This is a genomic window from Paenarthrobacter aurescens, from assembly GCF_025421775.1.
Classification (GTDB): domain Bacteria; phylum Actinomycetota; class Actinomycetes; order Actinomycetales; family Micrococcaceae; genus Arthrobacter; species Arthrobacter aurescens_B.
The window spans coordinates 192,418-211,456 of the sequence record NZ_JAOEFX010000009.1 but is presented as its reverse complement, the minus strand read 5'-3'; the positions used below and the strand labels follow the sequence as shown (position 1 = coordinate 211,456).

General features: G+C 63.5%; 17 protein-coding genes. 14 read left to right on the top strand and 3 right to left on the bottom strand.

Features of this window, described 5'->3' with window-relative positions; translation table 11 throughout:
- The first annotated feature begins 28 nt into the window (after window positions 1-28).
- The 7 genes from N7568_RS18895 (at window position 29) to N7568_RS18865 (ending at window position 5,722) form a co-directional block, all read left to right on the top strand.
- A complete protein-coding gene (locus tag N7568_RS18895; RefSeq protein WP_261611315.1) occupies window positions 29-1,030 on the top strand; it encodes a tripartite tricarboxylate transporter substrate binding protein in 1,002 nt (333 codons plus the stop codon).
- A 47-nt stretch (window positions 1,031-1,077) separates the two neighbouring features.
- Window positions 1,078-1,710, top strand: a complete 633-nt coding sequence (locus N7568_RS18890) for a methyltransferase (RefSeq protein ID WP_261611314.1) — start codon at window positions 1,078-1,080, stop codon at window positions 1,708-1,710.
- A 15-nt stretch (window positions 1,711-1,725) separates the two neighbouring features.
- Window positions 1,726-2,517 (top strand): NAD(P)-dependent oxidoreductase, encoded by a 792-nt coding sequence (locus N7568_RS18885; RefSeq protein ID WP_261611313.1) that lies wholly within the window; start codon window positions 1,726-1,728, stop codon window positions 2,515-2,517.
- A 76-nt stretch (window positions 2,518-2,593) separates the two neighbouring features.
- On the top strand, window positions 2,594-3,931 hold the full coding sequence (locus N7568_RS18880) for a TRAP transporter large permease subunit (protein WP_261611312.1): 1,338 nt from the start codon (window positions 2,594-2,596) through the stop codon (window positions 3,929-3,931).
- A 12-nt stretch (window positions 3,932-3,943) separates the two neighbouring features.
- Window positions 3,944-4,189: a hypothetical protein gene (locus N7568_RS18875; protein WP_261611311.1), complete on the top strand. Its 246-nt coding sequence runs from the start codon at window positions 3,944-3,946 to the stop codon at window positions 4,187-4,189.
- Window positions 4,186-5,175 (top strand): cyclase family protein, encoded by a 990-nt coding sequence (locus N7568_RS18870; RefSeq protein ID WP_261611310.1) that lies wholly within the window; start codon window positions 4,186-4,188, stop codon window positions 5,173-5,175. Before N7568_RS18875 ends, N7568_RS18870 begins: the two co-directional genes overlap by 4 nt.
- Window positions 5,176-5,224: 49 nt before the next feature.
- On the top strand, window positions 5,225-5,722 hold the full coding sequence (locus N7568_RS18865; protein ID WP_261611309.1) for a hypothetical protein: 498 nt from the start codon (window positions 5,225-5,227) through the stop codon (window positions 5,720-5,722).
- Window positions 5,723-5,782: 60 nt separating this feature from the next.
- Here the strand turns inward: N7568_RS18865 and N7568_RS18860 are convergent, their stop codons facing one another.
- Complete coding sequence (locus tag N7568_RS18860) at window positions 5,783-6,004, bottom strand: hypothetical protein (RefSeq protein ID WP_261611308.1); 222 nt, start codon at window positions 6,002-6,004, stop codon at window positions 5,783-5,785.
- 587 nt (window positions 6,005-6,591) lie between these two features.
- Between N7568_RS18860 and kdpA the strand changes: the two genes are divergently transcribed.
- From kdpA to N7568_RS18830, 5 genes are read left to right on the top strand one after another with little or no spacing between them, the layout of a single operon-like run.
- Window positions 6,592-8,259 (top strand): potassium-transporting ATPase subunit KdpA, encoded by a 1,668-nt coding sequence (gene kdpA, locus N7568_RS18850; RefSeq protein ID WP_261611307.1) that lies wholly within the window; start codon window positions 6,592-6,594, stop codon window positions 8,257-8,259.
- A complete protein-coding gene (gene kdpB, locus N7568_RS18845) occupies window positions 8,256-10,394 on the top strand; it encodes a potassium-transporting ATPase subunit KdpB (protein WP_261611306.1) in 2,139 nt (712 codons plus the stop codon). The genes kdpA and kdpB overlap by 4 nt, the downstream gene beginning before the upstream one ends.
- A 9-nt stretch (window positions 10,395-10,403) precedes the next feature.
- Window positions 10,404-11,015, top strand: coding sequence for a K(+)-transporting ATPase subunit C (gene kdpC / locus N7568_RS18840; protein ID WP_261611305.1), 612 nt, complete (start codon window positions 10,404-10,406; stop codon window positions 11,013-11,015).
- Window positions 11,016-11,044: 29 nt separating this feature from the next.
- Entirely contained in the window at window positions 11,045-13,603 is a 2,559-nt protein-coding gene (locus N7568_RS18835) for an ATP-binding protein (protein WP_261611304.1), read from the top strand.
- The gene (locus N7568_RS18830) at window positions 13,596-14,273 is read left to right on the top strand and encodes a response regulator (RefSeq protein WP_261611303.1); all 678 of its coding nucleotides are present in this window, start codon (window positions 13,596-13,598) and stop codon (window positions 14,271-14,273) included. Before N7568_RS18835 ends, N7568_RS18830 begins: the two co-directional genes overlap by 8 nt.
- 71 nt (window positions 14,274-14,344) lie before the next feature.
- Here N7568_RS18830 and N7568_RS18825 read toward each other — a convergent pair whose 3' ends face one another.
- Window positions 14,345-15,616 carry a helix-turn-helix transcriptional regulator gene (locus N7568_RS18825; protein WP_261611302.1) on the bottom strand — a complete coding sequence of 424 codons (1,272 nt, stop codon included), beginning with the start codon at window positions 15,614-15,616 and terminating at the stop codon, window positions 14,345-14,347.
- A gap of 139 nt (window positions 15,617-15,755) precedes the next feature.
- Between N7568_RS18825 and hxlB the strand changes: the two genes are divergently transcribed.
- Both hxlB and hxlA read left to right on the top strand, forming a co-directional pair.
- The gene (gene hxlB / locus N7568_RS18820) at window positions 15,756-16,352 is read left to right on the top strand and encodes a 6-phospho-3-hexuloisomerase (protein WP_261611301.1); all 597 of its coding nucleotides are present in this window, start codon (window positions 15,756-15,758) and stop codon (window positions 16,350-16,352) included.
- Window positions 16,353-16,413: 61 nt separating this feature from the next.
- Entirely contained in the window at window positions 16,414-17,037 is a 624-nt protein-coding gene (gene hxlA / locus N7568_RS18815; RefSeq protein WP_261611300.1) for a 3-hexulose-6-phosphate synthase, read from the top strand.
- Window positions 17,038-17,103: 66 nt separating this feature from the next.
- On the opposite strand, the gene ilvD is transcribed toward hxlA, so the two are convergent.
- On the bottom strand, window positions 17,104-18,966 hold the full coding sequence (gene ilvD, locus N7568_RS18810; protein WP_261611299.1) for a dihydroxy-acid dehydratase: 1,863 nt from the start codon (window positions 18,964-18,966) through the stop codon (window positions 17,104-17,106).
- Window positions 18,967-19,039: the final 73 nt, after the last annotated feature.

The window sequence follows — 19,039 nt, the reverse complement described above, 5'->3', positions numbered from 1 at the left end:
GCTGCACCCCCTTCAAAGGAGAAGAACCATGACCCGCACACGCATCGCGGCGGCCTTCGCTGCCGCCGCCCTCATCGGACTCACCGGCTGTGGCGCCAACGCAGGCGCCGCGAACAACGCCGGGGACGATTTCCCCAGGAAAGGCAAGTCGATCGAGCTGATCGTCTCCTTCTCCTCCGGCGGGGCCGTAGACACAGCCGCCCGCTTGGTCCAGCCAATTCTTGAGAAAGAACTCGGCACCAACGTTGAAGTCATCAACAAGCCCGGCGCGGGTGGGCAGATCGGCTACACCCAGCTGACCAGCGCCAAGGCCGATGGCTACACCATCGGCGCCACAGGCTCCCCGTCCGTGGTCGTCTCGCCCCTGGACCCGGCGCGCGGCGCGAAATACACGCGCGAAAGTTTCCAGCCCCTGGGACGCCAGGTCATCGATCCCACTGTGATTGCCGTGCAGCCGGACAGCCCCTATAAGACCCTGAAGGACCTCCTGGATGCCGCCAAGGCTGACCCGAAGTCCATGACCGCGAGCACCACCGGCCTGCAAACAGGAGAGCACTTCGCCATGGCGCAGTTGCAGGAAACCACCGGCGCCGAGTTCGCTCCCGTCCACTTCTCCGAAGGCGCCGCGCAGGCAACCACGGCATTCCTCGGCAAGCACGTGGACATTCTGGTGGCCAATGTCAGCGATGTCACCGACCTTTCCAAGCAGGGTAAAGCACGGGTACTAGGCGTCATGACGGCCGAACGCGCTCCCTCCCTTCCGGACGTTCCCACCTTCAAGGAATCCGGTTACGACATCGAAGCCGGTACCGTCCGCGGCTACTCCGCCCCCGCCGGACTGCCGGACGCCGTAGCCACCAAGCTGGAGGCCGCCTTCCAAAAAGCGATCGAGGATCCCACCGTGGTCAAGAAGATGGAAGACCTCGGACTCCAGACCAGCTACCTGTCCGGCAAGGAATACCAGGAATTCTGGGCAAGCCAGGAAGAGGACTTCAAGAAGGTCCTCCCCCTGGTTCAGAAAACCGACTAAACCAAGCCGCTCCCCGACCCCGCCACCACTCACGGAAGACACCCATCATGACAACTCCAGTCCTTGAAGACAGCGGCGCCGACTTCCCGCGCCCTGAGCAGGACGTGCTCGAACGCCTCGCTAAACTGCCCGCCGCAAACATCGGTGATGCCATGGATCGCCTTGGCGTGGCGGACTCGTCCATTCAGGCCATCTGGCCCGGCGCCCGCATCGCGGGGCCGGCATATACCGTCTGGACCCGCCCCGGGGACAACCAAGGCATCCACCGCGCCTTGCAGCTGGCCCGCCCAGGCGACGTCATCGTCGTCGCTGGTGGTGGCGACGAAACCCGCGCCCTGCTCGGTGAACTCATCGGAGAACGCGCCATCAACCTGGGCATCGCAGGGTTCGCGCTGGACGGAGCCGCCCGGGATGCCGAAACCCTGGGTGAGATCGGTATGCCGGTCTTTGCCCGGGCCACCACGCCCGCAGGGCCCTATAAGAACGGCCCGTCCCGGCTGGGGACGCCCATCTCCTTCGGCGGAGTTCCCGTATTGCCCGGCGACATCATCATCGGTGACTCCGATGGAATCGTGATCATCCCACGGGAACAAGCAGCCAGCGTTGCTGAAGCAGCCGAGGCCGTTTTCGCAGACGAGACCACCCGCAGGACCGCGATCATCGCGGACCGCGCCAAATAGGAAAAGACAAAGATCATGACAGCGTGCACCGTCATCGGCCTCGGTGAGGCCGGAGCCACTTACGCATCCGCCCTTGTTACCGCAGGGTATGAGGTCACCGGATTCGACCCCGTCGCACCCGAGACCCCCGCCGGAGTTACGCGGGCAGCAACTGCAGCGGAAGCCTGCGCCAAAGCGGATATCGTGCTGGTCCTTACGGGTGCTGCAGCCGCCCGGGCCGTGGCCCAGGAATGCCTGCCTGTATTGCCGGCAGGTAGCTGCTATGCGGACTTTACGTCGTCGTCGCCCCACGTCATGCAGGAACTCGGACGGGTCCCCAGTAAAGCCCTCTTCGCCGACGTAGCCATCCTTGGTCCCGTCCCCACCCAAGGCGCCAAAACCCCGCTAATGGTCAGCGGACCCGGATCCGCCGCAGTGGCGGCCCTGCTCCGTCCGTTGGGTGCCGACGTCGAAATCGCCGAGGGAGAGCCGGGCGCAGCCATGTCCCACAAGCTGCTCCGAAGCGTCCTGATGAAAGGCCTTGCCTCCGTGGTGGTTGAAGCAGTCACCGCAGGAAAAGCTGCCGGTCTTGAAGAGTGGATCCGCAACCAAATTGCCCGGCAGTTGGCTGGCGACGGGCAAGCGGTGATAGACCGTTTCCTCACCGGCACGGCAAAACACGCCCAGCGTCGCTCCAAGGAAATGCAGGACACTGCCGACTACTTGTCATCCGATCTGCAGGTTCCTGCAGAGATGACCACAGCCTCGGCCGCTGCCCTCACCCGCATGGCATCCGAACCCGCGGAGACCGCATCAGCCTTGCGCTGAAGCGGGCATCGGGAAGAATCAGGACAAGACCACCGGTGAACCACTCCCCAGCACACCTTCCACCAGGAGCAGCATCATGATCGGCATTTGGGCCCTCGGCGCCTACTTGGCGGTCATCCTGCTGTGGACAACCCTCATCAAACGCAGCGTCGGCGAAGCAATGATCATCGGCTTCCTGGTGGTGCTCCCGTTCACCGGAGCCGCGGCCCTTGAGATCGGTTGGACAGCGCTCTATTCGGCGGTAACCGACGAGATCGTGTACGCCACTATGGCCTTCGTCTTCATGGGGTATCTTCTGGACAAAGCCGGTGTGCTGGACCGCCTCATTGACCTGCTGAACTCTCTGATCGGCGGGGTCAAAGGTGGACCCGCATGGGTCTCCACCGTGGCATCCGCCGGTCTCGGAGGAGTGGTCCACAACCAGGCGGCCATCGCCGCCACCGTTGGTTCCGTAACCATTCCGTGGATGGAGAAGTCCAAGCTGGACAAGCCCTCAGCCGCCACACTGGTGGCCGGAAACGCCGGGATGGGCATCACGTTTCCCTTCAGCGCCTCCATGTTTGTCCTGGTGGGGTCAGCCACTGTTGGACCTTTGCTGAACATCAACGATCTTGTCTTGCCGTTGCTGTTCGGTGGGCTGTGGTGTTTCCTGCACCGGCTGATCGTCACGTGGCTGCTCATCCGCAAAAGTGGGATGGCTCCCCTGGATGCAGCACACAGGCTGACAGTGAAAACGGCCTTCGGCCAGGGTTGGGCCACCCTGCTGCTCTTCGTCGTGGTGGCGATTCCGTTGATCATCACCTCCGGGGCCATCGCCACGGCGTTGTCCGACTGGATTGGCGGTGACATCACCAAGGCAGTCAGCGTTATTGTCTGGATACCGGTGGTCCTCATCATCACCGGCGCCTTACTCGGCTGGAAGCGCCTCCCGCGTGGTGGCCGGGACTGGTGGAAGCTCCTGGAGAACTCCGCCCCCCGGTTCGGCGTCGTCGGAATCACGGTGGTGTTCGCCTTTGCCGGTGCCAACGCCCTCGCCGCGACAGGCTTGCCGCAGCAGATGACCGCCCTGCTCAACCAGATGAACCTGCCCTTGTGGTTGCTCGCCATTCTTATTGGCTTGATCGTCATCGCCGTCTCCGCGCCGCTGTCCGCGACAGCCACCATGGCCGCCGTCGGGACCGTTGGCGTTGCCACGCTGGTAGCTGCCGGCGTCCCGGCGACCAGTGCCGCCGTCGCGGTCCTTGTGTTCTCTTCGTGCGAAGCCGCTGTTCCACCCGGAGGCGCGCCACTATATGTTGCCTGCGGCATCGCGGACGTCAACCCCATCACGACGTTCGCCCGACTATTCACCCATTACGCTCTGCCATTGTTGGGCATCGGCGTCCTGATTATCCTCGGCATCCTGCCAATCTAAGGAAGCTCCCCTGTGAAAAAGGCCATCCAAACCATTTTTGTCCTCACACTTGCCGCGTTGCTTCTGGGCGGGGTGGTGTTTGTGACAGGCCAAGCCATGGCCCTCGTAGTGGGTCAAGGCGAGTGGCTGGCGTTCTTCAACAATTCCCTGAAGGATCCGATGTGCATCTCCGCCTCTATCTGCGCGATCACCGGATTCCTGCTTAGCTACGGACGTCATCAGGATCAAAGCCAGCCACAGGAGGCCAAAACCCGATGAGCCAACCTTTCACTGCAGGAAAGTACCCAACCTTCGCCGAACTGCTTCGCCGGGACGGGAACCTGGCTGCTACTTCCTGGGGGCTGTTCCCCGAAAAGACCCGCGGGACGCCGTCGTTCATTGGACCACAAGCCGTCCTGCAGGCACGTGACTGCATCCGGACTGGAACCGTTTTTGGTCTCGACTACGCCGCTGACGCCTTTGACCCAGGAATGTCCCTCAAGCGCAGTGCACCCCGCCACACGATCTATTCATCACACCCGGCCCACCGGGACGACTACCTGGACGGTTACTACCTGCAAGGTTCAACTCAGATCGACGGGCTCAGGCACCGTAGAGCAGACGACGTCGGATTCTACGACGGCATACCTGATGACCACATACGGGAAGGAACCCCGGAACTTGGAGTGCAGGAATGGGCCGAAAAGCCCATCGTTGGCCGCGGCGTGCTGGTGGACCTTGACGGATTCAGAACAGCAAAAGGCGCTCCGATTGACCATTTCAACGGCGAACCCCTGCCCTTCGAACTGATTCAGTCAGCGTTGGAAGACCAGCCCGTCAGCATCCGGCCCGGCGACATCCTCATGCTCCACACGGGCTGGTGTGAATGGTTCCTGGGCTTGTCAGGTGAAAACAAACAAAGGATGCGGGAGAGTCGCCGTGCCACCGGTATTGCGCAGTCCCGGGAATTCGTGGCCTGGGCGTGGGACCAGCAGCTCGCCCTCGTCGCGGCAGATAATTTTGCCTTCGAATGCCTCCCTGCCGTTTCGAACAGCCCCTTCAACCACACCGCACCTAACGATCACGGCATGATGCACCAACAGCTGCTCGCCAAACTCGGCATGCCACTGGGAGAACTCTGGAAGCTGGGGCCACTCAGCAGGTACATGCGCACAACCGGAAACTGGGACGCCCTGGTCAGTATCAAACCGCTCAATGTCGTCGGTGCTACGGGGTCACCTGCCAACGCAACGGCGTTGGTCTGAGACTTGGAGCAAGCTGGCAAGTACTGATGCGGGTCGTTACCCTTGGCCCATGGAATCCGCACTGGCCTCCTGGGGCGAGTTCAACGTGGCGATCGCCGGTGCCGGCGCAGCGCTCGGGGGGCTGCTGATCGTGGCGCTGTCCGTGAACATCAAACAGATCGCCGAGTCACGCGGCCTGGCCGCCAGGGCAGGGGCCGCGATTTCCGCGCTCATCCTTGGCGTGGTGCTGGCGTGTGCGGCACTCATTCCAGGGCAGGAGCTGTGGGCCTTCGGCGTCGAGGTCCTTGTGGGATCGCTGGCCGGCGGGGTGATCGCCTTCCTCGCGGCCCGCGCCATCCTCCAGGACGATACCCCTGGCCATCAGCATCGCTGGGATGCCCAGCACATTGCCTCGTTCGTTTTCCCACTGGTGGTCTATGCCGTGGGCGGGGTGCTGATTGTTTTGTCGCTTCCGGCCGGATTGGTAGTGGTGGCGCTCGGAACCATCGTGGCGCTGATTGGCGCAGTGGTGTTTTCGTGGGTGGCGTTGGTGGAAATATTGCGTTGAACACAACAAAAAGCGGACGACGACGGGACTTGCCGTCGTCGTCCGCTTTCGGGTGGGTCCCTAGTCAGCTTTTCCGGCCAGCGCCACCAGGACGCCGGCGGTGGCAAAGAACTTGTTGCTGCCGAGGTCGCCCACCGTCTTGATGCCAAGCCCTGCCAGTAGTTCGTCGTGCTTTTCAGTCAGTCCGGCAAGTGCAGAGGGCGGCGCGGCAAGGACTTCGTCCAGGGTCGCATTTTCGTAGGATTTGTCGAGTGCTTTGCCCAATTCAACAGAAACAGCCAAGGCATTTCCTTTCATCGATACGGAACAATTGCAAACGTGCTGTGGAACGTAGAACAACAGCATTATTACTAAGCAGCCTGCTGACTATCCCGGGGAATTGTCAATTTGAGCTGCCTAACGATCAAGATAGCCCACAATGACGCAAATTTGTGGGCCTTTGAAAGATAAATTGCCGGGGGCGTGCGTGATCCGGGCGGCTGGACGCGTCACCCCGGCCGCTTCGTGAAGCCCGCCAACAGGCGGGCGCGTTAAGAGCGCGTCAAGATTCGGCGCCACCGCGTTAAGGAACCGTAAGGAACGCCTTTTCGCCACTTTCACGGGAGTTGACTGGCATCAGCCCCGCAAACGGGGCGCGGATGAAAGGACGTTCCAATGGCCGACGTGGCTGTTGTGGCGATTCTCGTGGCAAGCATGGGGATCGTGATGTGGGTGGCCCACCTCTTGGGCAAAATGATCGACGGCGAGGGCCCGGTGAGCGGGCAATGAACCTGGATGCCATCATGTGGGTTGCATTGTTCGTCGTGGGCCTTGCAATGACCGGGTACTTGCTGGCTGTGTTGCTTCACCCGGAAAAGTGGTGACGGCAGGTGGTTTTCAGCACGGCATCATTCATCACCCAAATAGCTGTCCTTCTCCTCGCGTTGCTTCTGTTGCACAAGCCCTTGGGCATCTATATGGAACGGGTTTTCTCGGGGAGCTCTCATTCAAAGCCGGAGCGGGTGTTCTACCGACTCGCCGGGGTGGATGCAGGAACTGAACAGAGCTGGCCTGTATTTCTGCGCAGCGTTCTGGTCTTCTCGGCTGTTTCCATCCTGGCCATCTTTGCCCTGCAGAGACTTCAAGGTGTGCTGCCAGGAAGCAACGGGCTTCCGGGAGTGGATCCATGGATCGCCATGAACACGGCCATCTCCTTTGTCACCAACACCAACTGGCAAACGTATGCGCCGGAGGCCACCGTGGGCATCTTCGTCCAGATGTGCCTCCTGGCCGTGCAAAATTTCCTCTCCGCCGCAGTCGGAATTGTGGTGGCGGTGGCCTTGATCCGCGGCATCGTACGGACAAAGACGGACCGTCTGGGCAATTTCTGGGTTGACGTCACCCGGGCCTCATTCCGGATCCTGCTGCCTATCGCCGCAGTGGGTGCCATCGCGTTGGTGATGGGCGGCGTCGTACAGAATTTCTGGTCCACCGAGGTTGTCAACCAAGCCACCGGCGTCACCCAGGTGATCCCTGGTGGACCGGTAGCCTCCCAGGAAGCCATCAAGGTCCTGGGCACCAACGGCGGCGGTTACTTCAACGCCAACTCTGCCCACCCCTTCGAGAATCCGAGCGTCTTCACCAGCCTGTTCCAGGTGTTCCTGATCCTGCTCATCCCTTCCGCCCTTCCCTATACCTACGGAAGGATGGTCGGCGACCGGCGCCAGGGCTTCACCGTTGCCGGCGTCATGGCCGCTCTTTGGCTGACCTCCACTGCCCTGATGGGCTGGGCGGTCGCGTCGGGCCAAGGGGCTGCATCGTCGGCGGCCGGAGGCTTGGGTGAAGGCTTCGAACAACGGTTGGGGCCAGCCGCGAGCTCCATCTTCGCCGCGTCCACCACCCTCACCTCCACCGGAGCGGTGAATGTGGCCCATGATTCCCTTCCCCCGCTCGCGGGCGGAATCGCCATGGTGAACATGATGCTGGGTGAAGTGGCCCCCGGAGGTACAGGTTCCGGACTGTACGGCATGCTGGTCCTGGCCATCATCGCCGTCTTCATCGCAGGCCTGATGGTCGGCAGGACGCCGGAGTTCCTGGGCAAGAAGATCGGCCCGCGGGAAATGAAGCTTGCGGCCCTCTACATCCTGGTGACCCCCACTCTGGTGCTGGTCCTGGCCGGCATCACAGCGCTGCTCCCGGACGTCATGGCCAATGCGCCGGCGGCGGGACCCCACCAATTCAGTGAGTTGTTGTATGCGTTCACCTCCGGCGCCAACAACAACGGCTCAGCGTTCGGCGGTATCACCAGTTCCGGACCGTATCTGTCCGTGATGCTCGGAATTGCCATGTTACTGGGACGCTTCCTCCCTATCGCCTTGGTTCTTGCCTTGGCCGGATCCTTGGCGCGACAAAGGAAGATCCCCGCATCAGCGGGAACCGTGCCAACCCACGGAGGGCTCTTCGGCTCACTCCTCCTCAGCGTCACCGTGATCATGACGGCCCTCAGCTACTTCCCTGCCCTCGCCCTGGGCCCACTCGCAGAAGGACTTATCAAATGACCCGGTCCAGCACGGCTGCAGCCGCGGACACGTCAGCACTCACCTACGCTGACGGCAACCCACTCGGAACACCCGGGGAACACAAGCACCACACCAAGGCTCCGGCGAAACTCAATGCCGCCACTCTCCGCGCTGCCCTGCCGGTGGCGTTCAAGAAACTGGATCCCCGGCAGATGGTCCATTCGCCCGTCATGTTCGTGGTGCTGGTGGGAGCCGCCGCCTGCACCTTGATTTGTGTGTTCAAGCCGGCAGTCTTTGGCATCGTTGTCACGGCGTGGCTTTGGCTGACGGTCCTGTTCGGCACCCTGTCCGAGGCCATCGCCGAGGGCCGGGGGAAAGCCCAGGCGGACAGCCTCCGCGCCAGCCGCAAGGGCGTCCTGGCCCGCCTGCGGCTGGACGACGGAACCACCAAGGAAGTGGCCGGCACGGACCTCAAGCTCAACGACGTCGTCATCTGCGAAGCGGGTGACGTTATCCCCTCCGACGGCGAAATCATCGAAGGCCTGGCAAGCGTGGACGAGTCCACCATCACGGGCGAGTCAGCACCGGTCATCCGGGAGTCCGGCGGTGACCGTTCGTCAGTGACCGGCGGTACCAAGGTCTTGTCGGACCGGATCCTGGTCCGCATCACGGCTGAACCCGGAGCTACGTTCATTGACCGGATGATCAAACTCGTTGAGGGAGCCGTCCGTCAAAAGACTCCCAATGAGATCGCCCTGCACGTGCTCCTGGTTTCGTTGACCATCGTGTTCCTGGTGGTCACCATGACCCTGGCCCCGCTCGCGTCGCTGGCGGGAGCAACGCCGTCGCCGATCGTCCTGGTCGCCCTCCTGGTTTGCCTCATTCCCACCACCATTGGCGCCCTGGTTCCGGCTATCGGTATCGCCGGCATGGACCGTCTGGTCCAACACAACGTGCTGGCAACCTCCGGGCGGGCAGTGGAAACTGCCGGTGACATCACCACGTTGCTGCTGGATAAGACGGGCACCATCACGTACGGCAACAGGCGGGCGGTCAACTTCTTCCCGGCCAACGACGTGGAACGCCACGAACTCATTACCGCGGCCAGGATGTCCAGCCTTGCGGATGAAACCCCTGAGGGCCGCTCCATTGTGGAGCTCGCCAACGACAAGGGCGTGGACGGCCCGGAGCTTGACCACCTCCGCAAGGACTCCAAGGACATCAGCATCGTGGAGTTCACGGCCAGCACACGCATGAGCGGCCTGGACGTCGACGGGCGCCTGATCCGCAAAGGCGCCGCGGCCGCCGTCGAACGCTTCGTCACCGAAGCCGGCGGGCGCATGCCTGCAGAAGTCCAGCGGCGAGTGCAGGAAATCTCCGCCGAGGGCGGCACGCCGCTGCTGGTCGCCGAACACACGCACGACGGCGGCGCCCGGGTCCTGGGAACAGTGCACCTGGCCGATGTGGTCAAGCCCGGCATGCACGCCCGTTTCGCGGAGCTGCGCAGGATGGGGATCCGCACGGTGATGATCACCGGCGACAACCCCGTGACGGCAAAGGCAATCGCGGCGGAGGCGGGCGTCGACGACTTCGTGGCGGAAGCCACGCCGGAGGACAAGCTGGACGTGATCCGCCGGGAGCAGGGCGAAGGACGGCTGGTGGCCATGACGGGTGACGGCACCAACGACGCGCCCGCTTTGGCCGCGGCTGACGTGGGCGTGGCGATGAACTCCGGCACGCCTGCTGCCAAGGAAGCAGCCAACATGGTGGACCTGGATTCCGATCCCACCAAACTGATCAACATCGTGGGCATCGGCAAGCAACTGCTCATTACACGCGGGGCGCTGACCACGTTCTCGGTGGCCAATGACGTGGCGAAGTACTTCGCGATCGTGCCCGCGCTGTTCACTGCTGCCTTCCCGGGGCTCGGGATGCTGAACATCATGGGACTGGCGAGTCCGTCGTCGGCCATCCTTTCGGCAGTGATCTTCAACGCCCTCATCATCCTGGTACTGGTCCCTTTGGCGCTGCGCGGCGTGAAGTACCGGGCAGTGTCCGCGAATCAAGCGCTTGCCAGGAATCTGCTGCTGTATGGCCTCGGCGGCCTCGTGGCACCGTTCCTCGGGATCAAGCTCATTGACCTGATCATTTCCCTCATCCCCGGCATCGGCTAGGACTCCACCATGAATGTGTTTACCGGTTATCTTCGCCAAGCGGGCACCGCAGCCCGGTTCCTGCTTCTCGCGACCATCGTCCTGGGGCTCCTGTACCCGCTTGCGATCTTCGGGGTCGGGCAACTGGTGGCTCCCTTCCAAGCGAACGGTTCAGTGGTCAAGGACCCGGCGGGCGAACCCGCGGCATCGGCACTGATCGCCCAAGTGTCTGCGGACGACGCCGGCACGCAGGATCCCGCGTGGTTCCACGCCCGGCCCTCAGCCGTCGGATGGGATCCCGCGTCGTCTTCGGCCAGCAATTTGGGCCCCAACGACGCGAAACTGCTCGACGCCGTTGCCGCCAACCGGGCCGCAGTGGCCGCGGCAGAAGGCGTCAGTGAGGCCGACGTCCCCGCCGATGCGGTGACGGCCAGCGGGTCCGGCCTTGATCCACACATCTCACCTGCGTACGCGAAGCTGCAAGTGGCCCGGGTTGCTGCAGCCCACGGGCTCAGCACGGACGTTGTGCAGGGTTTGGTGGACAAGCGGACAAGCAGCGGACTGGAAGCGTTCCTGGGCCAACCGTCGGTCAACGTGACCCTGCTGAACCTGGATGTCGCAGCGGCCGGCAATGATCATTAGGCTCCCGTTCCGAGTGGAAGAATGACGTTATGGCGCGGGCAACACTGAGAATATTCCTGGGGGCTGCCCCGGGCGTCGGCAAGACCTACGCCATGCTCGAGGAAGCCCACAGATTGCTTGGCCGTGGCGAGGACGTGGTGGTGGCCTTCGCCATGCACCACGGCCGCGCCGATACCCGCGCATTGACCCAAGGGCTCGAAGTCATCCCCACCCGGAGCATCGACTACCGGGGCAGTTCGTTTGAGGAACTGGACCTGGACGCCGTCCTGGAGCGTCGGCCGCACATAGCCATCGTTGACGAGTACGCGCACACCAACATCCCCGGCAGCCGCAACCACAAGCGCTGGGAGGACATTGAGGAACTCCTGGAAGCGGGTATCGATGTCCTCTCCACCGTCAACGTGCAGCATCTGGCCTCCCTGGGCGACGTCGTCAGCGCCATCACCGATGTGCACCAGGCGGAGACTGTCCCGGACGACGTCGTGCGTCGCGCCGACCAGATCCACCTGGTGGACATCTCGCCGGAACTGCTGAGGCAGCGGCTGGGCGACGGCAAGATCTACGCCGCGGACAAGATCGACGCGGCCCTGTCCAACTACTTCCGAGTGGGTAACCTGACGGCGCTCCGCGAGCTTGCCCTGCTGTGGCTTGCGGACCGGGTGGACGAAGGCCTGGCCCGCTACCGTGAAGAAAACCAGATCGAGGAAAGCTGGCCGGCCAGGGAACGCATCGTCATCGGACTGACAGGTGGTCCCGAAGGTGAGGTCCTGATCCGACGGGCCGCAAGGATCCTCAAACGTGTCAACGGAGGCGATCTGCTGGCCGTCCATGTTCGCGCGGCTGATGGCGTGGCCGCCGAATCCCCGCAGGCCTTGGAAGCCCAACGCACCCTCATCCGGGACCTCGGCGGCAGCTACCACATTGTTGCTGGTGAGGACCCCGCCAAAGCCTTGCTCGACTTCGCCCGAAGCGTCAATGCCACCCAGATCGTGGTGGGCGTATCGCGTCGGAAGGCCCTGGCCGGGCGGCTCACCGGCGGCGTGGGGAACAAAGTGGTCCGGGACTCGGGCGACATCGACGTACACATGGTTTCGCATCCCCTTGGTGGCCGCGGCAAGGAGCCTTCGCGGCCACGCGACCTGGGCCGGGTCCGGGTGATGGTTGGCTTTGCCATGGCCATTGTGGTGCCCGTCCTGCTGCAACTCCTGTTGGCCGCAAGCCCATCGCACAACATCGCGACGGCCGTCCTGGTCCAGCTCAGCGGTTCTGTTGCCGTTGCACTGGTGGGTGGCCTGTGGCCCGCTTTGCTGGGTGCCCTGTGGAGCAGTGCCCTGGTGAATTTCTTCTCCGTTCCGCCCCTTGGCACCCTGACCATCAGCGATCCCCAGAACCTGCTGGCGCTGTTGGTCTTCGCGGGGGTTTCCTCCGCTGTGGCCGTGGTGGTGGACCTTTCAGCCAGGCGCTCCAAGGAGGCCGCCCGGGCCCGTTCCGAAGCAGCCACCCTGGGTGATCTCACCCGCGGAGCGACCACGGCCGAGGACACGGTGGTGGGCCTGCTGGAGCAGGCTGTGGACGTCTTCCAGGTCCGCCGGGCCGCCCTCTACGAGTTGTCTTCCCCTGACGACGGCTGGCGACTCGTAGCCGCGGCCGGGGAGGAAGCCCCGGACGACAACGAGAACATCGAACAGATCGACGCCAGCACGCGGCTGGTCCTGACCGGCCGGGTCCTCCCTGCCAGCGACCGCCGCCTGCTCGGCGCCTTCGGCTCACACCTCTCAGCACAGCTGGAACGCCGGCAACTTGCAGCGAGCCGCCGCGAAATCATGCGGCTGGCCGAAAGCAACACGATGCGCACGTCCATTCTCCGCGCCGTATCCCACGACCTCCGCACCCCCTTGGCCGGCATCAAACTGGCCGTCGGCGGCCTGCGGCAGCCCGGGATCCACTACACGGAACAAGAGGAACAGGAGCTTCTGGCCACCATCGATGAATGCTCGGATCGCTTGGACGTGCTGGTGGGCAACCTCCTGGACATGTCCCGGATTACCTCCGATTCCGTGAACGCCCTGATCAAACCCGTCCGTTGGTTCGACGTGATTCCAGCGGCCCTGCATGGGGTCCCGGCCGGACGGGTCCGCGTAGATCTCCTCCCCAACATGCCCGAGGTGGACGCCGACGCCGGCATGCTTGAACGGGTGGTTGCCAACATCGTGGAAAATGCCGTGAAATACGCGCCGAACTCCGACGTCGTGATTGTTGGCGCCGCTGGCGGACTCAGCACCACCACCTTGGCCGGGCAGCCGGCCAGTGAACTCCGGATCATCGACCACGGCCAGGGTGTCCCCGCGGCCAGCGTGCTCCAAATGTTCCAGCCCTTCCAGCGGCTCGACGACGTCCCGGCCGCCACTGGAGTGGGGTTGGGACTCGCCGTGGCCAAGGGATTCACCGAGGCAATGGGCGGCACCCTCACCGCCGAGGAAACGCCCGGCGGCGGCCTGACCATGGTGATCCGGCTGCCCTTATCCACGGGTGTGTACTCCCTTCCGTCCCCCGAAAAACACCCAGTGAATGGCATCCGGCATGAATAGCGTTTTGGTAGTGGACGACGATCCCCACATTGTCCGCGCCCTGGCCATCACCCTCAAAGGGCAGGGATACACCGTCACAACAGCCACGGATGGCGAATCGGCACTCCACGCCGCCGCGCAGCGGCCAGTCAACGTCGTCATCCTTGACCTTGGCTTGCCGGACATCGACGGCACAACGGTCATCGCCCGGCTCCGCGAGTGGAGCGCCGTGCCCATCCTGGTCCTGTCAGCCCGGCACGGGTCCGGCGACAAGGTGGAAGCACTGGATGCCGGAGCGGACGACTACATCACCAAGCCCTTCGGACTGGACGAACTGCTGGCGCGCCTCCGGGCCATCCTGCGGCGAAACACCGAATCAAGCGGGGAAACCGCCGTGATCGAGACCAGTTCCTTCACCGCAGACCTGTCGAAGAGGCAAATCACCAAGTCCGGCCAGGACGTCAGGCTGACACCCACCGAATGGAACATCCTGGACATCATGGTCCGCAATCCGGACAAACTGATCACCCAACAGCAACTCCTCACCGAAGTTTGGGGACCGGCGTACGCCAAGGAAGCCAACTACTTGCGCGTCTACATGGCCCAGCTCCGCCGAAAGCTGGAAGTTGAACCGGGCACCCCGCGCCACTTCATCACCGAGCCCGGGATGGGCTACCGGTTCGTCCCATAAACGAAAGCCGCCCACCGCCGTCGTGTACTGATGATGTCGTGCGCTCATGATGTCGTTCGAAATAGGTTCCTTTACCGCAGGCCAGCTGAGTGCGCCAAAGCAATCGCTTCGGTCCTGGAACGCACGTCGAGTTTTCTGAAGAGGTTCCGGATATGGAACTTCACCGTGTTCTCACTGATGTGGAGCGCACCAGCGATGCTCCGGTTCCGCTGCCCCGAAGTGAGCAACTGCAGGATTTCCAATTCGCGGGGTGCCAGATCCCAGACGGCAACATCACCTGCTGGCGCCGCCGGCGGATCCAGCGGCAACACCACGGAAATATCCGCACCCCAACCCTGCATCACCTCAAGGGACATCCGCCCGTCCACTGCCTGCACCCGCTGCTGCAGCCGGACGATATTGGGCGAATCCGCCGAGAGGGCGCCCAGGCCGTCGTCGCGCACGTTGATCAGCAGGTTCTCACCGTCGCAATCCCATTGTGCCCGGACCCGGCGGACGTCCGGCTGCTCCGCGATGGCCAGCACAAGCCCACGGACAACGGCGCGGGCAGCATGGGCAACCTCACCAGGGAGTGCACGCCCGTTGGCGGGCGGCTCGATGAACTGGATGTCGATATTGCTGAAGTGCATCAGGGGCCGGAGGTCTTCGCGAAGCCGCTCAAACGCCGTCGCCACCGGTTCCTCCACCAGATCACTGGTACGGTCGCTGAGCGTCCGCAAATCCACCAGTGCCTTGACGGCGAGGTCCGTCACGGAGGCGCGCGCCACGGCGTCGTTCAAGGAGGTCGACCGCAGAGCCGCAAGCAGCGTTTCAAGGGTTGTGGAGTGCTGGTCGACCAGCTCGGCCGTTACGCGGATCCGCTCAGCGGATGCGGCCCGTGATTCCAAAAGGTACGACGGCGGCGCGTCGGTTACTTTCTCCTGGATGCGTCGGGCGGTTAATCCCCACAGATAGCTGAGAAGACGGAGAGCTTCCCCTTCTGCTTCCGATCCTTCCGACCCGGCAGTCACGGAGGGGTCGGTCAGGACCAGCAGCGCCTGGCTGGGCGCATAGCCCAAGGCAAGGACTTGCCGCTCCTCACCGGCGATGACCGCGGACATGCGCCACGGATCCTCACCCGGCATCGCCGAGCGCAACTGGTCCAGTTCGGTGATGGACACGCGGCTGACTATGCTTTCCTCGCCCGCCTTCTTCTGGGGCCGTCCCGTGCAGTCCTCCGTGAAGATGACCAGGGCGCTGCTTGCCAGGAACGGGAGGGTGGCCTCACGGAGGCTTTCGGCAATGCGGTTCAGCGGCGCGGCAGCCAGGTCGCTGACGGAGTGGAGGAGTGCCCAGTTCTGCATTCGGCCAGCATATGCGCCAAACATGGCCCGGTACTACCCAAACGGATAGGAAAGACTGTCACAAATCAGCGTTCTCCCCACCCTTGGACTGCACCAAGCTGGAAGGGAAGCAAACACCACGGCTACTGAAGGAGAGAGTGTGGACGCTGTCGCAGAAAAGCCCGCCCTGAGCCAAACGCCGGCCCGGGCCGCGATCAACCTGGCCCTGATCCAGGACGAACTGGTCAGCACCACCAACGCGATCGACGTCAACCAGCTGGCAGTCCTCGCCGACAGAATCCGAGGGGCAGAGCGTGTCTTCCTCGCCGGAGCCGGGCGCAGCGGACTGGTTCTTCGCATGGCTGCCATGCGACTCATGCACTTGGGCCTGACGGTCCATGTTGCCGGCGACACCACGACGCCCGCCATCGCCTCTGGTGACCTCCTGCTGGTGGCATCCGGATCGGGAACCACCTCAGGCGTGGTCAAGTCAGCGCAAACCGCAGCCGCTGCCGGGGCGGACGTTGCCGCCGTGACCACCAACCCGGAATCACCCTTGGCTGCCCTGGCCGATGCGTTGGTGATCATACCCGCCGCGCAGAAAACCGATCATGGCTCCGGCCGTTCCCGCCAGTACTCCGGCAGCTTGTTCGAGCAATCCCTCTTCCTTGCAACGGAGACAGTGTTCCAAACGCTCTGGGAGGACACCAACGAGCCTGCGGAACAACTCTGGCTGCGCCACGCCAATCTCGAGTAATCCCACCCCTAGCCCGCACTACCCGCTCCAAACGAAACATTCCGAATGAAAGAAGAACACCATGAAACTTCAGGTAGCACTGGATCTCCTCACCGTCGAGGACGCCTTGGAACTGGCCGCCAAAGTGGCCGAGCACGTAGACATCATCGAGCTCGGCACACCGCTGATCAAAGCTGCAGGCCTGAGCGCAGTCACCGCGATCAAGGAAGCCCACCCCAGCAAGATCGTCTTCGCGGACATGAAGACCATGGATGCAGGTGAGCTCGAAGCCGATATCGCCTTCAGCGCCGGCGCGGACCTGGTCTCGGTCCTGGGGACGGCCGATGACTCCACCATTGCCGGCGCGGTCAAGGCCGCGAAGGCTCACAACAAGGGCATCGTGGTGGACCTGATCGGTGTGGCGGACAAGGTTTCCCGCGCCAAGGAAGCCCGCGCGCTGGGGGCCAAGTTCGTTGAGTTCCACGCAGGCCTGGATGAGCAGGCACAGCCCGGTTACAACCTGCGCACACTGCTCAACGCAGGCGAGGAAGCACGCGTGCCGTTCTCCGTTGCTGGTGGCGTGAACGCCGGAACCATTGCAGCCGTGCAGCTGGCTGGCGCAGACGTCGCCGTTGCAGGCAGTGCCATCTACAGCGCTTCAGACCCCGAGTTGGCCGCCAAGGAACTGAAGGCAGCCATCAACTAGCTCAGAGCACTTCCGCTACGTCGACCTGCCCAACCGGGCAGGTCGACGTTCGCGTGCCGCGGGGCGTTACAGGTTTTCCACCAGCGAGACATCGCGGACGGCGCCCTTGTCCGCGGACAGTGCCATGGCGGCGTAAGCGCGCAACGCGGGTGAGACGTGGCGTTCGCGGTCCTTTGGCTTGTAGCCACCGTTGACTTCAAGTTTTTCGCGGCGTTCGGCGAGGATCTCGTCGGAGACCTGCAACTGGAGGGAGCGCTGCGTGATATCGATGCTGATGATATCGCCGTCCTCAACCAGGGCGATCGCGCCGCCGGAGGCAGCCTCCGGGGAGATGTGGCCGATCGACAGGCCCGAGGTGCCGCCGGAGAAGCGGCCGTCCGTGATGAGGGCGCACTTCTTGCCCAGGCCGCGGCCCTTAAGGAACGACGTCGGGTAGAGCATTTCCTGCATGCCCGGACCACCCCTGGGGCCTTCGTAGCGGATGACCACCACGTCGCCTTCCTTGATGGACTTGTTCAGGATCTTTTCCACGGCTTCGTCCTGTGATTCGCACACAACGGCCGGGCCTTCGAAGATCCAGATGGACTCGTCAACGCCTGCGGTCTTGACCACGGCACCGTCCACTGCGACATTGCCGCGCAACACCGCCAGGCCGCCATCCTTGGAGAAGGCGTGCTCCACGGAACGGATGCAGCCACCCTCGGCGTCGGTGTCCAGGGAGGTCCACTCGTTCGACTGCGAGAACGCGGTGGAGGAGCGGACGCCACCGGGAGCCGCATGCCACAGCGCTTGGGCCTCATCGGTGGCCTTGCCGCCGCGGACGTCCCAGTCATCCAGCCAGCCGTCCAGGTCGTTGGAGTGCACGGAATGAACATTCTTGTGCAGGAGGCCGCCACGGTTCAGCTCACCCAGGAGGGCGGGGATGCCACCGGCGCGGTGCACGTCCTCCATGTAATAGGTCTTGTCCCCGGCTACATTCGGGGCCACCTTGGCCAGGCAAGGCACTTGGCGGGACTTGGCATCCATCTCGGCCAGGCCGTACTCCACGCCCGCCTCCTGCGCCGCGGCAAGCAGGTGCAGGATGGTGTTGGTGGAGCCGCCCATGGAGATGTCCAGGGCCATGGCGTTGTCGAAGGCCTCGGCGGTGGCGATGGAGCGCGGCAACACCGACTCGTCGTCGCCGTCGTAGTAGCGCTTCACCAGATCGACGACGGTAGCGCCGGCCTTCTCGTACAGCGCCTTGCGGGCGGTGTGGGTCGCGAGCACGGAGCCGTTGCCTGGCAGGGCCAAGCCGATGGCCTCGGCGAGGCAGTTCATGGAGTTGGCGGTGAACATGCCCGAGCAGGAACCGCAGGTGGGGCAGGCGTTCTCTTCGATGAGGTTGATGTCTTCATCGGAGATGGATTCGTCCACGGCGTCGGCAATCGCGTTGACCAGGTCCAGGGAGCGCACGGAACCGTCGGTCAGGGTCACGCGGCCGGCTTCCATGGGGCCGCCGGAAACGAACACAACGGGGATGTTCAGGCGGAGCGCCGCCATGAGCATCCCGGGGGTGATCTTGTCGCAGTTGGAGATGCAGACCAACGCATCAGCACAATGTGCGTTGACCATGTACTCAACGGAGTCGGCGATCAGGTCGCGGGACGGCAGGGAGTAGAGCATTCCGGAGTGGCCCATGGCGATGCCGTCGTCCACGGCGATGGTGTTGAATTCGCGCGGAACAGCGCCGGCGGCGAGGATCGCGTCGGAGACAATCCGGCCCACGGGAGCCAGGTGGGTGTGGCCGGGGACGAACTCGGTGAAAGAGTTGGCGACGGCGATGATCGGCTTGCCGATGTCCGTGTTGGCGACGCCGGAGGCGCGCAGCAGGGCGCGGGCGCCGGCCATGTTGCGGCCATGGGTAACTGTTCTTGAGCGTAGTGCAGGCATGAATACCATCCTGCTGTTCTTCTACGGTCGGCGGAAGACGGTGTTGCTACTAGTAGTGAAAGTACCAGAGTAA

Bases quoted from the DNA above. Each gene is read 5' to 3' on its own strand.
- N7568_RS18895 (WP_261611315.1), top strand. From the start codon at position 29: ATGACCCGCACACGCATCGCGGCGGCCTTCGCTGCCGCCGCCCTCATC.
- N7568_RS18835 (WP_261611304.1), top strand. From the start codon at position 11,045: ATGGCGCGGGCAACACTGAGAATATTCCTGGGGGCTGCCCCGGGCGTC.
- N7568_RS18890 (WP_261611314.1), top strand. From the start codon at position 1,078: ATGACAACTCCAGTCCTTGAAGACAGCGGCGCCGACTTCCCGCGCCCT.
- hxlA (WP_261611300.1), top strand. From the start codon at position 16,414: ATGAAACTTCAGGTAGCACTGGATCTCCTCACCGTCGAGGACGCCTTG.
- kdpC (WP_261611305.1), top strand. From the start codon at position 10,404: ATGAATGTGTTTACCGGTTATCTTCGCCAAGCGGGCACCGCAGCCCGG.
- N7568_RS18830 (WP_261611303.1), top strand. From the start codon at position 13,596: ATGAATAGCGTTTTGGTAGTGGACGACGATCCCCACATTGTCCGCGCC.
- N7568_RS18870 (WP_261611310.1), top strand. From the start codon at position 4,186: ATGAGCCAACCTTTCACTGCAGGAAAGTACCCAACCTTCGCCGAACTG.
- N7568_RS18825 (WP_261611302.1), bottom strand. From the start codon at position 15,616: ATGCAGAACTGGGCACTCCTCCACTCCGTCAGCGACCTGGCTGCCGCG.
- N7568_RS18885 (WP_261611313.1), top strand. From the start codon at position 1,726: ATGACAGCGTGCACCGTCATCGGCCTCGGTGAGGCCGGAGCCACTTAC.
- ilvD (WP_261611299.1), bottom strand. From the start codon at position 18,966: ATGCCTGCACTACGCTCAAGAACAGTTACCCATGGCCGCAACATGGCC.
- N7568_RS18865 (WP_261611309.1), top strand. From the start codon at position 5,225: ATGGAATCCGCACTGGCCTCCTGGGGCGAGTTCAACGTGGCGATCGCC.
- N7568_RS18880 (WP_261611312.1), top strand. From the start codon at position 2,594: ATGATCGGCATTTGGGCCCTCGGCGCCTACTTGGCGGTCATCCTGCTG.
- kdpB (WP_261611306.1), top strand. From the start codon at position 8,256: ATGACCCGGTCCAGCACGGCTGCAGCCGCGGACACGTCAGCACTCACC.